The organism is Halomonas sp. I5-271120, assembly GCF_030553075.1.
Classification (GTDB): Bacteria; Pseudomonadota; Gammaproteobacteria; order Pseudomonadales; family Halomonadaceae; genus Onishia; species Onishia taeanensis_A.
This window is the reverse complement of the sequence record NZ_CP130702.1, coordinates 77,966-92,942: the sequence shown is the minus strand read 5'-3', so window position 1 is coordinate 92,942 and position 14,977 is coordinate 77,966. Positions and strand designations below refer to the sequence as shown.

Genomic DNA, 14,977 nt, shown 5'->3' with positions numbered 1-14,977 from the left:
GTCCAGGAACCGAAGCGTAGAGTAGGTGATCTGATGTTCTGCAATGACTGCAAAGGAAACGTCGCAGTTGCTACACCGCAGATGAATCATTTGTCCGTCCTCCACCTCTCCCCTATCGCTGGTATCCCGAACCAGACAACGGGGGCACGTCGGCAACCCCTGATCTTCCCCCCCTTCCACGTATTCGAACTCGGGATCTTGTGCCGGCGCCACGTTGGATGGTGTATGAGCTCTTGTCTCGTGGCTATTTGCCTTGTCGAAGTCGACTGTCGTCATCGTCATATCGCACCTCTCCGTTCGTTTTTCCAGGATGGATCCCGCCATGGGGAGTGGAAGCCGCGCCCCTTTATCTTGAAGCGCAGCCGTGATCGCGACCCTTATGAGGTAGGTGCGCCCTTCTCAAGCCATACGTTGTATCCGGCCTCATCCAGCACCCGGACGCTGCCTCCCTTCTCATTGATCTGCTCAGCCTTCCTCAGCTTGCTGCCAGCCTTCTCACCAGCGACGAGGATAGTGGTCTTGCCATTCACGGCGCTCTGTACCTGAGCCCCCATAGCCTGAGCCTGAGCTTCCATGTCCTTGCGCTTCGCCCCCAACATGGTGCCGGTGAAGACAATGTTCTGACCGGCCAATAGTGCGCTCCCACCGCCCTCGGAAGAGGGGGCTGCGTCTGACTCCAGGGTGAAGCCCAGATCGAGCATGTGGCTGATGAGCGGCCACATATCACGCAGCGACGAGGCGATGGCGGGAGAAGTCTTGGGACCGAATCCGTCGATGGCGGCAACCTGCTCCGCCGTGACGCAGTGCAGGGCCTCGATCGGCACTTCCCGCAGCAGCTTGCGAGAATCACCGCGGCCCAGATGGCGGATACCGAAGGCAGCAAGCCAACGCCACTCCATCACCGGCTCGGTGCGGCTGCGCTCCAGCTGCTGGACAAGGTTCGCTGACTGACCCGGGCCAAAGCCCAGTTGAGCGAAGTCCTCCTCGCCCATCGCATAGATCTCCGGCAGCTCGGTAATTCCCGCATCGACCAGCTTGGCGATCGTCTCGCGACCAAACAGGTCCACGTTGCCGAGAATGTCGAACCAGTGACGCAGGCGAGACTCTGCCTGGGCCACACAGGTCGCCGTGTTCGGGCACGCCATGTGTTCGCCCTCTGCCACCGCTTCGGTGCCACATGACGGGCAATGAGTGACTTCCAGCGGTTCGTCGGCCGCTTCAACAACCTCCACGATCTTGGGAATCACTTCACCACTTCTCACGAAGCGTGCCTTCGCGCCCTTGCCCAAACCCAGCGCCAGCAGGTTTTTGGCCGTGTGCGCGGTGGCCTTGGAGACGGTGGCCCCGGACAGCACGACCGGGCTGATCAGGAGTGTGGGGATGATGCGGCCCGTCCTGCCGGTCGTCAGCCGGATATCCTCGACCGTCGAGACTGCGGTTTCCCCCTGCCTTTTGATGGCCAGCACGCCGCGCTCATGGTGGCTCGTCGCTCCCATGGCCTGGCGCAGCTCCTCGTGGGCAACCTCGACCACGACGCCGTCAGTTTCGTAGGGAATGCCTTCAATCACGCGATCGTAGAGGCTTTCCCAGTCGTTGCTGAGTTGATCTGCCGTGACCATGGTCTCCGGCAGGTCTGCAAAGGGCACGAACCGCACGGCACCGGCCTTCAGCGCCAGCTGATGATGCGGCTTGACGCTATCGGCACTGACAAAGCCTGCCACCATGTTGCGGGCATGCTCTTGATCATGCTCGGTGCCCTTGCCCAGGTACTGGTGGAAGAAGTCGGCCTCGCAGACGATCTCGCCGCGCCCCAAGCCGCGCCCACCCTGCATGACCACGCCAAGGTCGATGATCCGCGTGATGTCCTGCCCCTGCAGGCCATCGCCACGGGTGACGAGGCGCTTGCCGCTGTCGTGCCCGGCAATCCCGTCCAGCTTTGCCGTCAGACGGAATGTCAGGCTCTCTGGCGCGATCCCTTGCTCGCCGGCAGCACGGGCCACCTGCTGAAGGTAGCGGTCTACGGCTTGTTGATCGTAGGCCTTGGCGGTCGAGAGAAGCGGCCTCTCATGTTTCACCGTGGGCAGGTTGAGCGGCAGGGCTTCCGGCTCGACAGCGGTTAGAAACGGATGCTCGGGTTCCTGCTGCGCCAGCGCTTTGATGAAGACCTGATCATAGACCTCATCGCTGACCATGGGCTCGCCGCGACGATAGGCGACGTTCAGGGCCTGGCATACCTCAGCAAGGGACCCGGCTGATTCCAGCAGTGCCTCGACGGCAAGGTTGCCCTCGATGAGATGCCGATTCGGCAGGGAAATGGGGTGAGTAGAGAGTGCTTCTGTGTGGGCGATGGCTGTCATGGATACTGTCTCGTTTTGATGGGTGTTATGGCTGTTGCCTGCCCGAACAGAATGACAAGTGACGCGGATTTCGGAACCCAAATCCGGGGATTGATGTTCCATAATTCGCTCTAATAGGGTCGTACTACAACAGATGCAGTGCCGGTATGAGTGCAACTTCACACGCTTTTATAGCCCCCATCGTGACACGCCCTCTGGCGCCCTTTTGGAAGCCAGTGTGAGGCAAGCGCAGAACGGAAAAAGCCCTGAGTCGATGCCAGGGCTTTGAAGGTATGCTGAAGCGAGGACGCCGGGCGGAAATCGAGTCACGCCCGGCAGCCCCGTCAGCGGAGAACCTGTTGCAGGCTTTCCTGAACGTCGCTGGTCGTCATCCCCTCCCGCAAGGTCAGTCGCGAGAAGATTTCGTCCATCCCGGTCATCTCGGCGAACATCGATCCCAGCCCCCGGGCCTTCGTGTCTCGCTTCACCAAGATGTCCAGCACTCCGCCTGCTGAGGGCAAGAAGGCCACCTCGACCTCATCCAGGTGATCGAACCCGGCGCCGCGGCGCGGCTTGAACTCGAACTCTTGGACGCAGCCAGTCAGTGCGTTCATCTTCCACGCTTTCAGGGGTGCCTCAGTCAGCGTGAACCCGAGCCGCTCCATGGCACCGAGGACCGCCTGATGGATGTCTCCGGGCTGGATGCTGAGTGCATCTCGGTCACGCGGGTCGATGGCCATCGCCACATCGGCCCGGGTTGCCAGCCATGTCTTGGGCTGCTGGCGACCAATGGGCAGCGGCGCCAGCAAGGGCATGGGGATTTCAAAGTCTATGGATAGGGTGTCGCCGGGCTCGACGGTCATCGGCTCGGAGATCGGCAGGGTCGCCCACGTATGCGGCACCTTCACTGTCTCGTCATCGACCTCTTTCTCGACATAGCTCACCAGGTCGAGGTGCAAAGCGGACAAATCCTGGCTCACGTTCCCGCCTTGAAGGTGAATCTTGCCAATCAATGTTTCACCGGCACGCACAGTATCGCTCTCCAGCACGGCATCAACCTTTGTGTTGCCGATTCCTACTGCGGCCATTACTTTCCCAAGCATCCAGCGCTCCCGTTTTCTTTTGACAGTGAATGGAGAACAAGTCATTGCTGCAAGACTTGCAATCGAGCAACGAGGGTCAATTTGAAATGACCATATCACTGGCTTAGGTCACTGCTCCATCATGTTGAGTATTGGAGATAGAGGTATCTTATCGCCTCTCCATTGCTGCGGTGAAGTGAGGAAGGAAATAACCACTCTGTTCTGCATTGATGGCTTGGGTGTTATACCGTGGGATGAAAATTGAGGGCATAACCGTACAATCCCCTGCGCTCATGATAACTTATTTCGCGTCCATCATAGGATTGCTAGGCTTTAGATATGATCTCGCACAACGCCTCTGAAGTTACCGACCTACAGCGCCACCGGCTGCGCGTTTACCAGCCTAGTCTTGTCATCCCACAGAGCATGAAAGCTACCGCCCTGCCGGATGCCTTGTTTTTTCGGTGCAGAGAATGTCAAGAAGTGCTGCCCGTTTACAGGTTTCCACGACAGAAGAAGACCTTTTTTGGAATCCAAGAGACATGCCAGGGCTGTCGATCGAACCGTCTCAGAGAGCACAAAAAAGAGACGAAAGAGGCGAGTAAGGAATGCGTCACCTGTGAGCAGATAAAACCGACGAGAGAATTCCAAAAAGACATCAATACCCCCGACGGCAGGATGGCGTCATGCCGAAGCTGTCACCTCCACCGGACTCGTGAGTATCGCAAAAAACTTCTGAACGACCCCGAGAGGATTGCTGCTTATCGCCGGAAACAGACTATCCGCACCGCCTTTCACCATGGCATCGATGTTCCTGATAACAACATCAAGACATGTAGCTCATGCAAAGAGCCGAAAATACTCGAAGATTTCTATAAATCTCGATCAAGCCCGGATGGTCATGCGAGTCATTGCATTGCATGCCAAAAAAAGAGAAATTCGACGGCCAGAGATCCTCGTGAGGTGGCCCGCTATCGCCGAGATCGATCGGAGAAATTGGCCGAAGAACTGGGCATACCTCTGCCAACGCATGACATCAAGCGATGCAGCAACTGCCGAAAGGCTCTCCCATTGCATGAGTTTCACAAGAGCCCCAGCAGCCCAGACGAAAAGAATAGCCAATGTGTTTCTTGCCGGCGCAGGCTGAAGCGCTGACGCGCCAAGTGTGCAGCTTCCATCGAGGATGAGTAACGTGACACTAGCCCCTGAGAAGCGCGAAATCATTGCCCAGATCATGGCGCCGGCACGGCCTGACCATGGCGCCTCCCGGTTCTTCCCGATCACCGCTGGCCCGGGGACGGGAAAATCCGTCCTGATCACTGAGCTGGCGCGGCTGGCCTCCGATCGGAGAATCCTCTTCCTCTCGAAGAGCCGCAACATCGCAGACCGGGCCAGACTGTCGCTGCCGGAGAGCGTCCGCGTCACGACGCTGTACGGCCAAGCACTGTCGTTCGTTCATCACCGGTTTCAGGACAAGATCCGGCGCCAGGGCAATCGCATGTTCAGCCGCATCCCCCTTCGCGCCATCACGGAAAGCGGGTATGTCCATACTTCCCGGGAGGCCCATGGGGCTCGTGCGGCCGTCGAAGGCTGGATCTTCACCACTCGCGCCGTGCCGGATGAGGGTGACATCCCGCAAGAACTGCATCAGGAGCTAGGCAAGGATGGCCTGAAGCGGGCCGTGACAGGCGCCCGTGCCGTGGCCACCAGCCAGGGCAATCCTGATACCGACATCATCCCCCTGACCTACGACTTCATCATTCGCGAGTGGGCGCTCTCCCGGGGCACGATCCGCGTTCCCGACACCAAGGGCGGGAGTGGTGAATACCAGGAGGTGTCGCCGCTGTCCGGCAACGACATCGTGGTGGTCGAGGAAGCTCAGGATTGCCCCCCGGTCGTGTTCTCGTTCCTGAGGCGCCAGCGCATCGATCTGGTGATGCTCGGCGACCCGTATCAATCCTTGCAGCCTTCGCTGGGATCGTCCGGTGGTGTCCTTTCTCCGCTGCTGGGCGAACCTGAGGCGCCGACCGACATGGCCTTGTCCGAGTCCTACCGCTTCGGCGCTCCGGTTGCGGAGCTGCTCAATGCACTGACCCATCATGTGGCCGGAGATACCGATCCCAGCAGGGTCACTGGGCTTGGCCGCTCCTCCGTGTTCACTCCCAATCGGCGCGAGTATCTGGAGCAGCATGGGCTCCACTACACCCTCATCGCCCGATCGGTGAAGCCCCTCCTGGGCGAAGCAGTAATGATGGCGTCCCGTGGGGCCGAGATTGCCTGGGTCGATGGCATTCGCAACTACAGCATCGAGACCTTCCGTGACCTCATGGCCATCGGCATGCGTGAAACTGGCATCGTCCCAGAGGCAGAGCTCTCGTATCGCCGTGACCTGAAAGGGCTGAATACCCTGGCGGAAGCTCATCACCGTTTCTCGGCACAGAAGGACATGCACACTGTCGGCCTGATCGACCTCTGCATAGAGCTGCAAGCCCATCAGGTGGACTACCTGCGCGTCGCGGACCGGCTGATCCTCAAGGACGCCCAGCGGCAGGACGCACTGATCCGAGACTGGCGGAACCCGCCAGCCCGGCATGTCACCGTGACAACCACAACTCGCGCCAAGGGCTCAGAATTCGACCGTGTCGTGCTCAGTGGCGATCTTGTACCGCCACGCCTGCTGGCGCCGGGAAAAATGAACCTCCAGCGACAAGCGGGCCTGAATCACCTCTATACCGCCATCTCTCGGGCGACCTACGAGGTGGTGATTCCACAAGGGCTGGTCGACTGGCTCAATGAAATGGGCTTCGGGAAAAAACGGCCGGCGTTGGCCAGCAATCAGGTCGCATCCAACGAAACCGTCGAGACGCCGCTATGGCATCCCCAATTCGGCCCCTCCCCTCAGATCATGCTGGAGATGGTGCCGGATAACCGGCTGAGGAGGATGAGTGCGCAGCAAGAGTCCTTTACGCCGACGTTTCGTGGCGACCCGGCTGGAGCCTCGCTTCGTGCTTTTGAAGAAGAGCTGGCGCGGCAGTCAGAAGCCAAGCCCTCAGGCCCCGATGCCCTGAGAGCGGCGCTGGGCAGGCGCCCAAGGCGCAAGAGAGCATAATCGCAAGGAGAGCGACCATGGCAGGAACCTTCATCGTTGTTCTATGGGTAACGTGCGGGCTGATGGCGCCGTTGCAGCTGATAGCGATCCACTACCATCGGAGACAGATGTCCCCGCTACAAACACGCCTGTACGATTTCTCCCGCGCTGGCAGCTGGATTATGTCCGGCACCCTCTACGCAGGGTTTGTGGCTGACTGGCTGGCCAGCAAATTGCCAGGCCGGTTCGCGTCTCTCGCCGACCTGATGAGCTTTCAAGGAGTGAGCCTGTTCATGCTGGGGGCGCTTGCCACACCGCTGCTGTCAGCCTGTGCTCTGGGGCTGGCGCGGTATCCGTTTGGTGGCAGGCGAGCTGATACTTAGCGGGATCGGCGGCCCAGCGACATCATGGCCTGAAGCTTTGCGATGTAGGCTTGGGCTTCTGCCACCGTGACGCCCTGCTTCAGCTCACCCATCATGACGGCCTGCTGAAGCACATCGAGCTCTTGCTGCCAGTAATGGGCCGCATTGGCATACAGATCCTTGACGCTCATTCCGTGAGCCTCGCGGCTGATGGCCTTCAGGCGCCGCCCGTTCTGCAGGGCCTTGCCAGCGTCGGCGAGCTTGTAGTCATAGATTGCGAAGACCAGAGCCTGTTGGAAAGCCTCTTCTTCGAGTGTGCCTGCCGGCACAGACGACTTCATGTCCTCAATGGACTCCTGGAATGCCGAAGCGCTGGTGAGATCCAAGGTGGGCGCCTGGCTGGCTTGCACGCTTCCTACCGAGATCAACCCCGCTGTCAGTACGGCCGACAGTAAGGCTTTAGTGTTCTTTCGCATTAACCGAGAAATCCGATTGTTGTAGGACACGAATGATCTCTCTCAATAACTGATCATCAATATTGAACTCGCCCATCAACTGGGTGAGCTGTTCATGAAACTGGTTATCACGTCGTTCAGACTCTACGAGAGCCGTTTTGACCCCCGCTGATTCGCTTTGCCCCTTATCAAGCTTGCGTAGCTCTTCAGCAAGCTGGCGCTCGAGTGCATTGAAGTCATGGAGCTTTCTTCGTTCTTTCTGCAGCCCCTTGTCACCACGATCTGCCTGAATCATCATTCTCCCCCATGGAGATCAAAAGTACCAGTTTAACTGGAATTTTCTCGTTCCTTTCGGAACTTAACATACAGTCATGTAATCGCAGAGTGTGCCTGTTACTTTTACAGGATGTTATCACATTACTATCAGGGCGCTGACCGAGGAGAACGCAAGCAATCATGCGCATCGAACGTTTCAAAGTGCTGGAAGATCCCACGAATGGTGAGCGCGTTACGACTCTGCGCAAAATGGACTCCCGGCACAAAATGGCCAAATCAGCCATCCATGCGCTGGGGATGCTCCCCTTTCTCCATGTTGCACAGAGCCTTTATGCCACCAGTCCTGCCATGTCCCTTGCAGCAGTGGTTCTGGGGTTGGTGGCCGTCGTCATGGTCGCTTCATTGTTGGTCGGCATGCTGATGCCGAACGGGATCCTCTGGAAGTCCGGTGACGCTATTGGCCTGGTTGGTGTAGGCTCTCGCAACATTGAACGCATGGCGGCAGAGGCGCTACAGGCCTATAACAATGCCAACAACATCACGACCCATGAAGTGGTGACCTTCAACGTCGAGCCGAAGCATTGGAACGAAGTGGCTCGTGTCGCATCCGTCTCGAAAGAACGGCTCAGGGAGCTCGCTGCCCGCTAACCGGGCCCAGTCCTCCCTGCCAAGGAGGCCCGCCCATCAAATTGCCTCCCGTCAGGTGCATCATGAACGATAGGAATCAGCAAGACAGTACATCGACGGTCTACCTGACGGCCTTCGAGCTACGCAAAGAAATCGGGCGCTTCCAGGTCTCACCCTTCCCTGCCTGGAGCCCAGACGACATCGAATGGCTACGGGGCATGGATGATGCCTCTGGGGACTATGGGGACGTGGCGGATCCACGGCCTCCCGTTAGCCTGCCTCCCCGCATTGGTACTGCGGAAGTCCAGTTGGCTTTGTTCAACTGATACTCGCCGTTGCATTCTGTGTTGCAATAAAACCGCCTTTTTTAGCCTGTAAACAGGGTTCTCGATTCTTCGAGATGAGATAGGGTGCCCCTGAAATCCCCCATGTAAGGACACTCTAATGCTTAACCATAAGCTCGCCTTGCCGATCACTGCCGGCGCTGTCGCTCTGATCCTGTCCGGCTGCGCCGGCCCCTCCATGAAAGACCTCGCTGAAGACCGCGCCGAAGCCGATGCCGTAGCGGCAGATGCAGCCGAAGAACGTCGTGATCGCCAGCAAGAAGTCAATGAGGAGTATCTCGGCGCCGTGCCCAACTGGGCACTCGAGCCCCCGACGCAGGATCCGAACTTCATCTATGCCGTGGGCATGGCTGACTCCGGCAAGATGGCGCTGGCGCTTCGTCAGGCGAAGCTGGTTGGCGACTTCAACCTCGCCCAGGAGATTAAGCAGGAACTGTCCGGCATGGAGAAGCAGTATGCCAGCGAGACCAATACGGGTACCGCGCAGTCACAGTACACCCTGGTGATCGACCGGTTCGTTGAACGCGTGAACCTGCAAGGCCAAGAAGTCGTGCACCAGGAAGTGGTGCCGATCGATGGGCGCTTCCACGCCTTCACCCTGGTCCGGATGCCGATGGACGCCCTGATCGCAGCGGCGGCCGAGGCTGAGGGCCAGCAAGTGCAGGACTCTGCTCAAGCGGCCTATGACGAACTGCAGAAGCGCCTGGAGCACCGCCGTGCCCAGCGCCTCGAGGAAGAGCAAGCAAGTGGCGCTCAAGTCAGTGCCGCGGCCACTACCAGCGATGCTCAGTCCCTCTGAGCCTGACTCACCCGTATGACGGCTGTTCTGTGACGCGGACACAGGTGGTCTCATGACCCGCCTCCGCTTCATGTTCTACCCAGGTCTCAGCCACGCGAACGGGGCGCATCTTCCCGCCACTGTAGGAACTGACACGAAGGGAATGGCGATTTCCTTCGTTATCGAGCCTCTCATGGCCATAGATACGATCTGCCTCGCGCTCGCGAACGATCGCCGCGCGGGCCTTGATCACCGCAATGCGGTCTGCGCGTTCAGCGCTAGATGCCACGCACGCAGTGCCGTGCCAGGCACCGTTGTTGAAATCAGCTGCGGAGGAGTCAGCCAGTGCCTGGCCTCCCAGGATCAGGGCCGCTGACGCAGTCAGGCCCATGGTGATTGCTCGGATCATTTCTTACCTCACACACATTGGAGTACGTCATGTTTCGCCTCTTCGTGGCTCTGTTCATGTTGTTCCCAGTTATTGCGAGCGCCTCTCCATCCTGGACAAAGCGCTATACGGTCGATTTTCGACTCGGTGATTCTGATAGCAGACTCGATGCACGACATGCCGCCATTGAAGACATCAAGCTTCAAGCTGCGGCTGAGTCAGAGTCCTATGTACACTCAACGCTGACCTATGAGTCTGGAGAACTCAAGGAGAGAGAGCAGATCGTCTCGGCGACGATGGTCCTTCTGGATAACATCGAGGAGACTTTCGGTCTCACTTCCTCTGGCCAACAGGTACTCAAACTCAGTGCCGATGCCACCCTGGATGATCGCCTGCTTGATCGGCGAATTGATGCTCTCATTGAGCGAGAGTCCCAGGTAGAAACATCAGCTCGGCAGAGTAGTGGCAGTCCTCTTATGCCTTCGTATTCGCCACCCACCCAATCGTCTACCGGTGACCCTGTGACCGTGTATGACGAGTTGAGTTCATACAGCGATGAGCAATTCGAAAACAACGAAGTTGGCAAGGAATCAATTTCACTCGAATCCTTTACCACATCAGTATCCGATTCAGAGTTTCAGTATTTTCTGGAAAAGCAGCTCATTCCCCGCGTGACGGAGAAAGGTGTGTCCATCACGCCCTCATCGGTGCGTAAAGAGGGCGAACAAGTAGCCCTTTCCTTCTACTTGGACTGGGAACTGCCTCTGGACACCTTACGGGACTGGGTGACTGATCACCTCCGACTCGAAAAAAATGAGTTCCGGATCAAGAATTCTACAGGATACGTGGTCAACCTCGAGCGGGCTCGATCCAATAATGCAAAATCCCCCGACAGCGCCTTTTATGCGAACACGCTAGCAGAGTGGAGCGGTTACCTTGTGGTAACCATCAACAACAGCTCCGGTGATGAAAGCGAGGTGTACCGCGCGCCATTCTGGTTCGCGACGAAATATGATCAGTGTGAAGTAAAGCCAGATACAGAAGTCGTGGGCAATGTGGATGAAGCGAGAAGACTATGCATGTTGCACAACGAGTATCTTGCCTTCTCAGAGAATAGAGAACCTGAACATGCCGTCACGCTCGCCTTGAGCAAACAGGAGTATGAAGCCACGGAAGGAATAAGTGCTCACATTGAGTGGGAGAAGTAACTCGTTAGCATCAAGATTTACAACTTCATTGATTTCCTTCAGGCACCAATATGGTGCCTTTTGTGTTCCAATAAAACGGAAATACCTCTCCACTCACCTCGCGAAGTTACCTTCCCGATCGGATTCCCCTTGCTAACGTATTGGCATCACTTGTCGAGGGGTATCACCCATGAAGCTACATCCGTTAGATGTCATCACCGTTGCACATGACGGCCCAGCAAAGCTGCCTTCAGGCGACATTATTGGCCGCTCTCAGCGAATACTGGTCGAAAAAACGTCACCGCGCTTGCGGCTTGCCTATATCTGCAATGGTGCGATTTCCCGATACGCCTGTGATGCCCATTCTCTACTTCAGAGGTTCCAGGCTATCCATGCCGTTCCTCTCGGCTTTCCGGTGGAACTTGGAGGTTGGCATGTCATGCGACGCGCGCATTTTCCTGAAGATTCTCACGAGACTACTGCATATCAACTGACGCTCGCCTACGAGAACGAACCGGCTGTACACGCACAGAATCATGGCCGAGGCGATGAAGACCTCATCCTCGGCATTGGAGTCCGCGGATCCAAGCATCGGTTGATCTCATCGTTTCGATACCTGCTCAAGCGCATGGAGCATGAAGGGCTTGTTGATCCTGTGATCGCAGCTTCGATTAGCCCTGATAGCGGGAAGATTCTGGACCTGTTCCTGCCATTCATCAGCAGTGGCTTGTACTTGATCCATCCGCTCGACCAGTGCGCTCGAGATCTTTCTCCTCTCCTCTCAGAAGAGGCCTATGGAGACGTGGCGACCAACCTCACCGCAGGAGCAAACCATGATTGATGTGACGGCCCCCATGGAGCAGTGGGCAGAATTGACGGAAATGTACTCCGCGCCGCAGCTAGTGGGGAGCAAGCCCGAGAAAGGCCCTGCCAGCGTCAAGTCTCAGGTGTTCCGTGGCCATCGCTATACCGCGATCGGAATCATGTACGGCCCCTATGGCGGAAGAACCAACCCCGTGATCAATGCGTACCGCCTGGCATTGCCTTCTCAGTTCGATGGGGAGATGAGACGGGAGTATCACGACGAGCAAGCCATTGTCGATGGCCGTCGAGCGCGAGGCGACCACACCGGCCTCCTGGTGAAGGCAGCTGGCACCACGATGGTCTGTGCGACGCCAGTCAACATCCTTCAGGGGCTGCCCGGCACGCCTGTCGTGGATATCAGCCTGGCGAAGGTCTCGGAAAAGCAGCGCCGTGGGACTGGCTGGCGTGCCCGGCACGCCGGGGGTGTTGTGACGTGGCATTCCCTGGCCGGGCACCCGGTCGTGCGATACGAGGGACCGGACATCGCCCCGCACCAGTGCTTGATCTGGTCGCCCGATGGCAATGCAATGCACGACATGCACCTTGCCAGCAGCTTCCCGCTCGAGCCGCTGGCCGACATCCGCGAGGCCTCAAGCAAGCCACACCCGCCCGCGGCCAATGACGAAAGTCAGCTGGCCCTCTTCGGCTGATGCATCGCCAGCAGGCATCCCAATAGGCAATCCACGCCTCTCGCGACATCGTCTTGTCCCATTGGGGGCTATGCCTTGGCATCTTCACTTCAAACATGAACGGTCACAACATGAACGCCAAGACAGCATCCCTGCAGGCCTCACGGGCATGGAAGACCCAGTTTTCTCTCGACTTCGCCGGCGAGCTGGTTGTCGATCTATTTGCCGGTGGCGGTGGCGCTTCGACTGGATTGGAAATGGGCCTGAATCGGCCAGTCGACATCGCTATCAACCATGACCCCGACGCCATCAGCATGCATGAGATCAACCACCCCGGTGCGACCCATTACCAATCGGATGTTTTCGAGGTCGATCCCCTATTGGCCACCAAGGGGCAGCCGGTCGGCCACTTTCATGCCTCGCCCGACTGTACCCACCATTCTCAGGCTCGGGGTGGGCAGCCCCGGAAGAAGGCCATCCGGTCGCTCAGCTGGGTCGTGCATAAGTGGGCGGGCAAGGTACGCCCTCGCGTAATCACACTGGAAAACGTCGAAGCGATGCTGGACTGGTCCCCTCTCCAGGCTAAACGCTGCAAGACCTCCGGGCGCGTGGTGAAGGTGGACGGCATGGTCGCCCGCCCCGGGGAACGTGTGCCGCTGCAGGAGCAGTTTCTGGTACCGGACAAGCGCCGTAAGGGACACAACTGGCAGCACTTCGTGCAGGGCCTGCGAGATATGGGCTACGAGGTGCAATGGCGGACGCTGCGAGCAAAGGACTACGGTGCCCCTACCCGCCGCGAGCGCCTGTTCCTGATTGCCCGCTGCGATGGTCAGCCGATCACCTGGCCTGAGCCGACGCACGCACTGCCAGAGGCCCGTCATGGACGGAAGCTTCCTGCCAAGGGCCAGCAGCTGCTCCATCACCGCTCTGCGGCGGACTGTATGGACTGGTCGATCCCCGTCCGAAGCGTGTTTACTCGAAAGCGCCCGCTGGCGGCAGCGACTCAGCGCCGGATCGCGCGAGGATTGTCCCGGTTTGTCTTGAACTGTGGTGAGCCCTTCATCCTGCCGATCGCCAACTGGAGTGCCGGAGAGGTCGTTCACTCCATCCAAGAACCACTCAGGACCATCACGGCATGGCCTCGAGGGGGTAGTTTCTCGGTGGTCGCGCCGACGATGATCCAGGTGGGCTATGGCGAGCGCAAAGGCCAGTCTCCGCGCTGCCTGGATCTGCACAAGCCCCTCGGGACTGTAGTAGCTGGTGGGGTGAAGCATGCGCTGTGCATGGGCTTCATGGCGCAGATGAACGGCGGGTACAACGAAACACCGGGCCACCACCTTAAGAAACCAATGAGCACGATTTGTGGACGGGGCACCCAGCAGCAGTTGGTCACTGCCCAAATGGCTCGCGTGGCACCCTGCTCTGCCCTGCCACACACCTCGGGGCAGCCGGCGCACCGGCAGCGCATTGACGGCCCCCTGCAGCCAACCATCCAGGCCATGGCCCTGCAGACTGCCGACTTCCTGATCCGCAACGGCGGGGCCGACGCCAGTCCCTGTGCCTCGATCGAGGACAAGCTGAAGCTGGTCACCATCTATCACCAGGAAGACACCTTCCTGCTCGTTGATATCGGTCTGCGCATGCTGGAACCGCGAGAGCTGTATCGCGCCCAGGGCTTCCCTGACAGCTACGTCATCGACCGCGGGCACGACGGCCGGAAGCTGACGAAAACAGCGCAGACACGAATGGTGGGCAACAGCGTGTCCCCACTGCCAATGGCTGCCATCGTCCGAGCTAATCATTCGGTCTCTCAGGTAGCCGAGAAGGTGGGGGCTGCATGATCCAACTGACTGAAGCCGACAACATGACCCCAGCGCCGGTGCTGCAGCACTCCCCCGAGGGAGTCAGGATCCAGCAGCATGCGATACAGCCGGCACGGGGCCGAGAACTCGACCTTCGATACAGAGATTGGCCGGGGCTCGACGTGGAGACACTTGCCCTTCAGGTCGCGGCTGCATGGTCGTCCCCACTGACCGCCTCGCTGGAGTCACCCCACCGCCTGGTCCCCGGGGAGGCTCGACAAGGCCGGCGAGGCTGCGTCGGCCACATCCTCGATGGACTGCGAGCGGATCTCCTATTCGAGCGGAAGCACCGGTCAGGCCAGCTCAAGACCTACTGTTACCCGGTTCTCTTTGTCGACCGGGTACTGGGCGGCTCGCACCGCCAGTTTCGCATCAACCAACAGCAGCCGCTTGGCCTCGCCTATGCCAAGGCGATCGCCCACTACGCCAAGATCCGAGGCCTCGACAAGGACGAGATTGGTACCGCCCTGTCACGAGCACCGCATCGCGGCCTCTTCCTCGACGTGATGACTCATCGCACCAGCCAGGGGTATTCCATCCCCCGGGAGCGCGTCATGGCCAAACTCGGGGTGGCGACTGCCGGCCTCGAGGATGTCTCGGCTGCCTAGTACGGTTGCACCTTCTCTCTCGGGACAGCCCATAGCATGTTGTGCTGGCATCTCGCGCCAGCGTCACGCCTATGGGCTGTTGTTTCACTAA

General features: G+C 58.8%; 15 protein-coding genes. 10 read left to right on the top strand and 5 right to left on the bottom strand.

What is annotated here, in order from left to right; translation table 11 throughout:
* Positions 1-377: 377 nt before the first annotated feature.
* Positions 378-2,459 (bottom strand): BRCT domain-containing protein, encoded by a 2,082-nt coding sequence (locus Q2K57_RS17615; RefSeq protein ID WP_304526922.1) that lies wholly within the window; start codon positions 2,457-2,459, stop codon positions 378-380.
* 221 nt (positions 2,460-2,680) lie between these two features.
* Positions 2,681-3,424, bottom strand: coding sequence for a sporulation protein (locus Q2K57_RS17610; protein WP_304526921.1), 744 nt, complete (start codon positions 3,422-3,424; stop codon positions 2,681-2,683).
* Between the two features lie 1,186 nt (positions 3,425-4,610).
* Here Q2K57_RS17610 and Q2K57_RS17605 point away from each other — a divergent pair.
* Both Q2K57_RS17605 and Q2K57_RS17600 read left to right on the top strand, forming a co-directional pair.
* Positions 4,611-6,527 carry a hypothetical protein gene (locus Q2K57_RS17605; protein WP_304526920.1) on the top strand — a complete coding sequence of 639 codons (1,917 nt, stop codon included), beginning with the start codon at positions 4,611-4,613 and terminating at the stop codon, positions 6,525-6,527.
* Between the two features lie 17 nt (positions 6,528-6,544).
* Complete coding sequence (locus Q2K57_RS17600; protein ID WP_304526919.1) at positions 6,545-6,889, top strand: hypothetical protein; 345 nt, start codon at positions 6,545-6,547, stop codon at positions 6,887-6,889.
* Here Q2K57_RS17600 and Q2K57_RS17595 read toward each other — a convergent pair.
* Both Q2K57_RS17595 and Q2K57_RS17590 read right to left on the bottom strand, forming a co-directional pair.
* Positions 6,886-7,209 (bottom strand): hypothetical protein, encoded by a 324-nt coding sequence (locus Q2K57_RS17595; RefSeq protein ID WP_304526918.1) that lies wholly within the window; start codon positions 7,207-7,209, stop codon positions 6,886-6,888. The two genes, Q2K57_RS17600 and Q2K57_RS17595, sit on opposite strands and share 4 nt — an antisense overlap.
* A gap of 118 nt (positions 7,210-7,327) precedes the next feature.
* Entirely contained in the window at positions 7,328-7,621 is a 294-nt protein-coding gene (locus Q2K57_RS17590; RefSeq protein ID WP_304526917.1) for a hypothetical protein, read from the bottom strand.
* Between the two features lie 158 nt (positions 7,622-7,779).
* On the opposite strand from Q2K57_RS17590, the gene Q2K57_RS17585 reads away from it, so the two are divergent.
* The 3 genes from Q2K57_RS17585 to Q2K57_RS17575 all read left to right on the top strand — a co-directional run bounded on the left by Q2K57_RS17585 (position 7,780) and on the right by Q2K57_RS17575 (position 9,369).
* Positions 7,780-8,247 (top strand): hypothetical protein, encoded by a 468-nt coding sequence (locus tag Q2K57_RS17585; RefSeq protein ID WP_304526916.1) that lies wholly within the window; start codon positions 7,780-7,782, stop codon positions 8,245-8,247.
* A gap of 62 nt (positions 8,248-8,309) precedes the next feature.
* Positions 8,310-8,552, top strand: a complete 243-nt coding sequence (locus Q2K57_RS17580; protein WP_304526915.1) for a hypothetical protein — start codon at positions 8,310-8,312, stop codon at positions 8,550-8,552.
* A 118-nt stretch (positions 8,553-8,670) separates the two neighbouring features.
* The gene (locus tag Q2K57_RS17575; protein WP_304526914.1) at positions 8,671-9,369 is read left to right on the top strand and encodes a hypothetical protein; all 699 of its coding nucleotides are present in this window, start codon (positions 8,671-8,673) and stop codon (positions 9,367-9,369) included.
* A 7-nt stretch (positions 9,370-9,376) separates the two neighbouring features.
* Here Q2K57_RS17575 and Q2K57_RS17570 read toward each other — a convergent pair whose 3' ends face one another.
* Positions 9,377-9,757, bottom strand: coding sequence for a hypothetical protein (locus Q2K57_RS17570; RefSeq protein ID WP_304526913.1), 381 nt, complete (start codon positions 9,755-9,757; stop codon positions 9,377-9,379).
* A 29-nt stretch (positions 9,758-9,786) separates the two neighbouring features.
* On the opposite strand from Q2K57_RS17570, the gene Q2K57_RS17565 reads away from it, so the two are divergent.
* The 5 genes from Q2K57_RS17565 (at position 9,787) to Q2K57_RS17545 (ending at position 14,886) form a co-directional block, all read left to right on the top strand.
* Positions 9,787-10,944, top strand: a complete 1,158-nt coding sequence (locus Q2K57_RS17565) for a hypothetical protein (RefSeq protein ID WP_304526912.1) — start codon at positions 9,787-9,789, stop codon at positions 10,942-10,944.
* Between the two features lie 169 nt (positions 10,945-11,113).
* A complete protein-coding gene (locus tag Q2K57_RS17560; protein ID WP_304526911.1) occupies positions 11,114-11,764 on the top strand; it encodes a hypothetical protein in 651 nt (216 codons plus the stop codon).
* The gene (locus Q2K57_RS17555; protein ID WP_304526910.1) at positions 11,757-12,437 is read left to right on the top strand and encodes a hypothetical protein; all 681 of its coding nucleotides are present in this window, start codon (positions 11,757-11,759) and stop codon (positions 12,435-12,437) included. Before Q2K57_RS17560 ends, Q2K57_RS17555 begins: the two co-directional genes overlap by 8 nt.
* 110 nt (positions 12,438-12,547) lie before the next feature.
* Positions 12,548-14,257, top strand: a complete 1,710-nt coding sequence (locus tag Q2K57_RS17550) for a DNA cytosine methyltransferase (protein ID WP_304526909.1) — start codon at positions 12,548-12,550, stop codon at positions 14,255-14,257.
* Positions 14,254-14,886 carry a hypothetical protein gene (locus tag Q2K57_RS17545; RefSeq protein ID WP_304526908.1) on the top strand — a complete coding sequence of 211 codons (633 nt, stop codon included), beginning with the start codon at positions 14,254-14,256 and terminating at the stop codon, positions 14,884-14,886. Before Q2K57_RS17550 ends, Q2K57_RS17545 begins: the two co-directional genes overlap by 4 nt.
* The last annotated feature ends 91 nt before the right edge of the window (positions 14,887-14,977 follow it).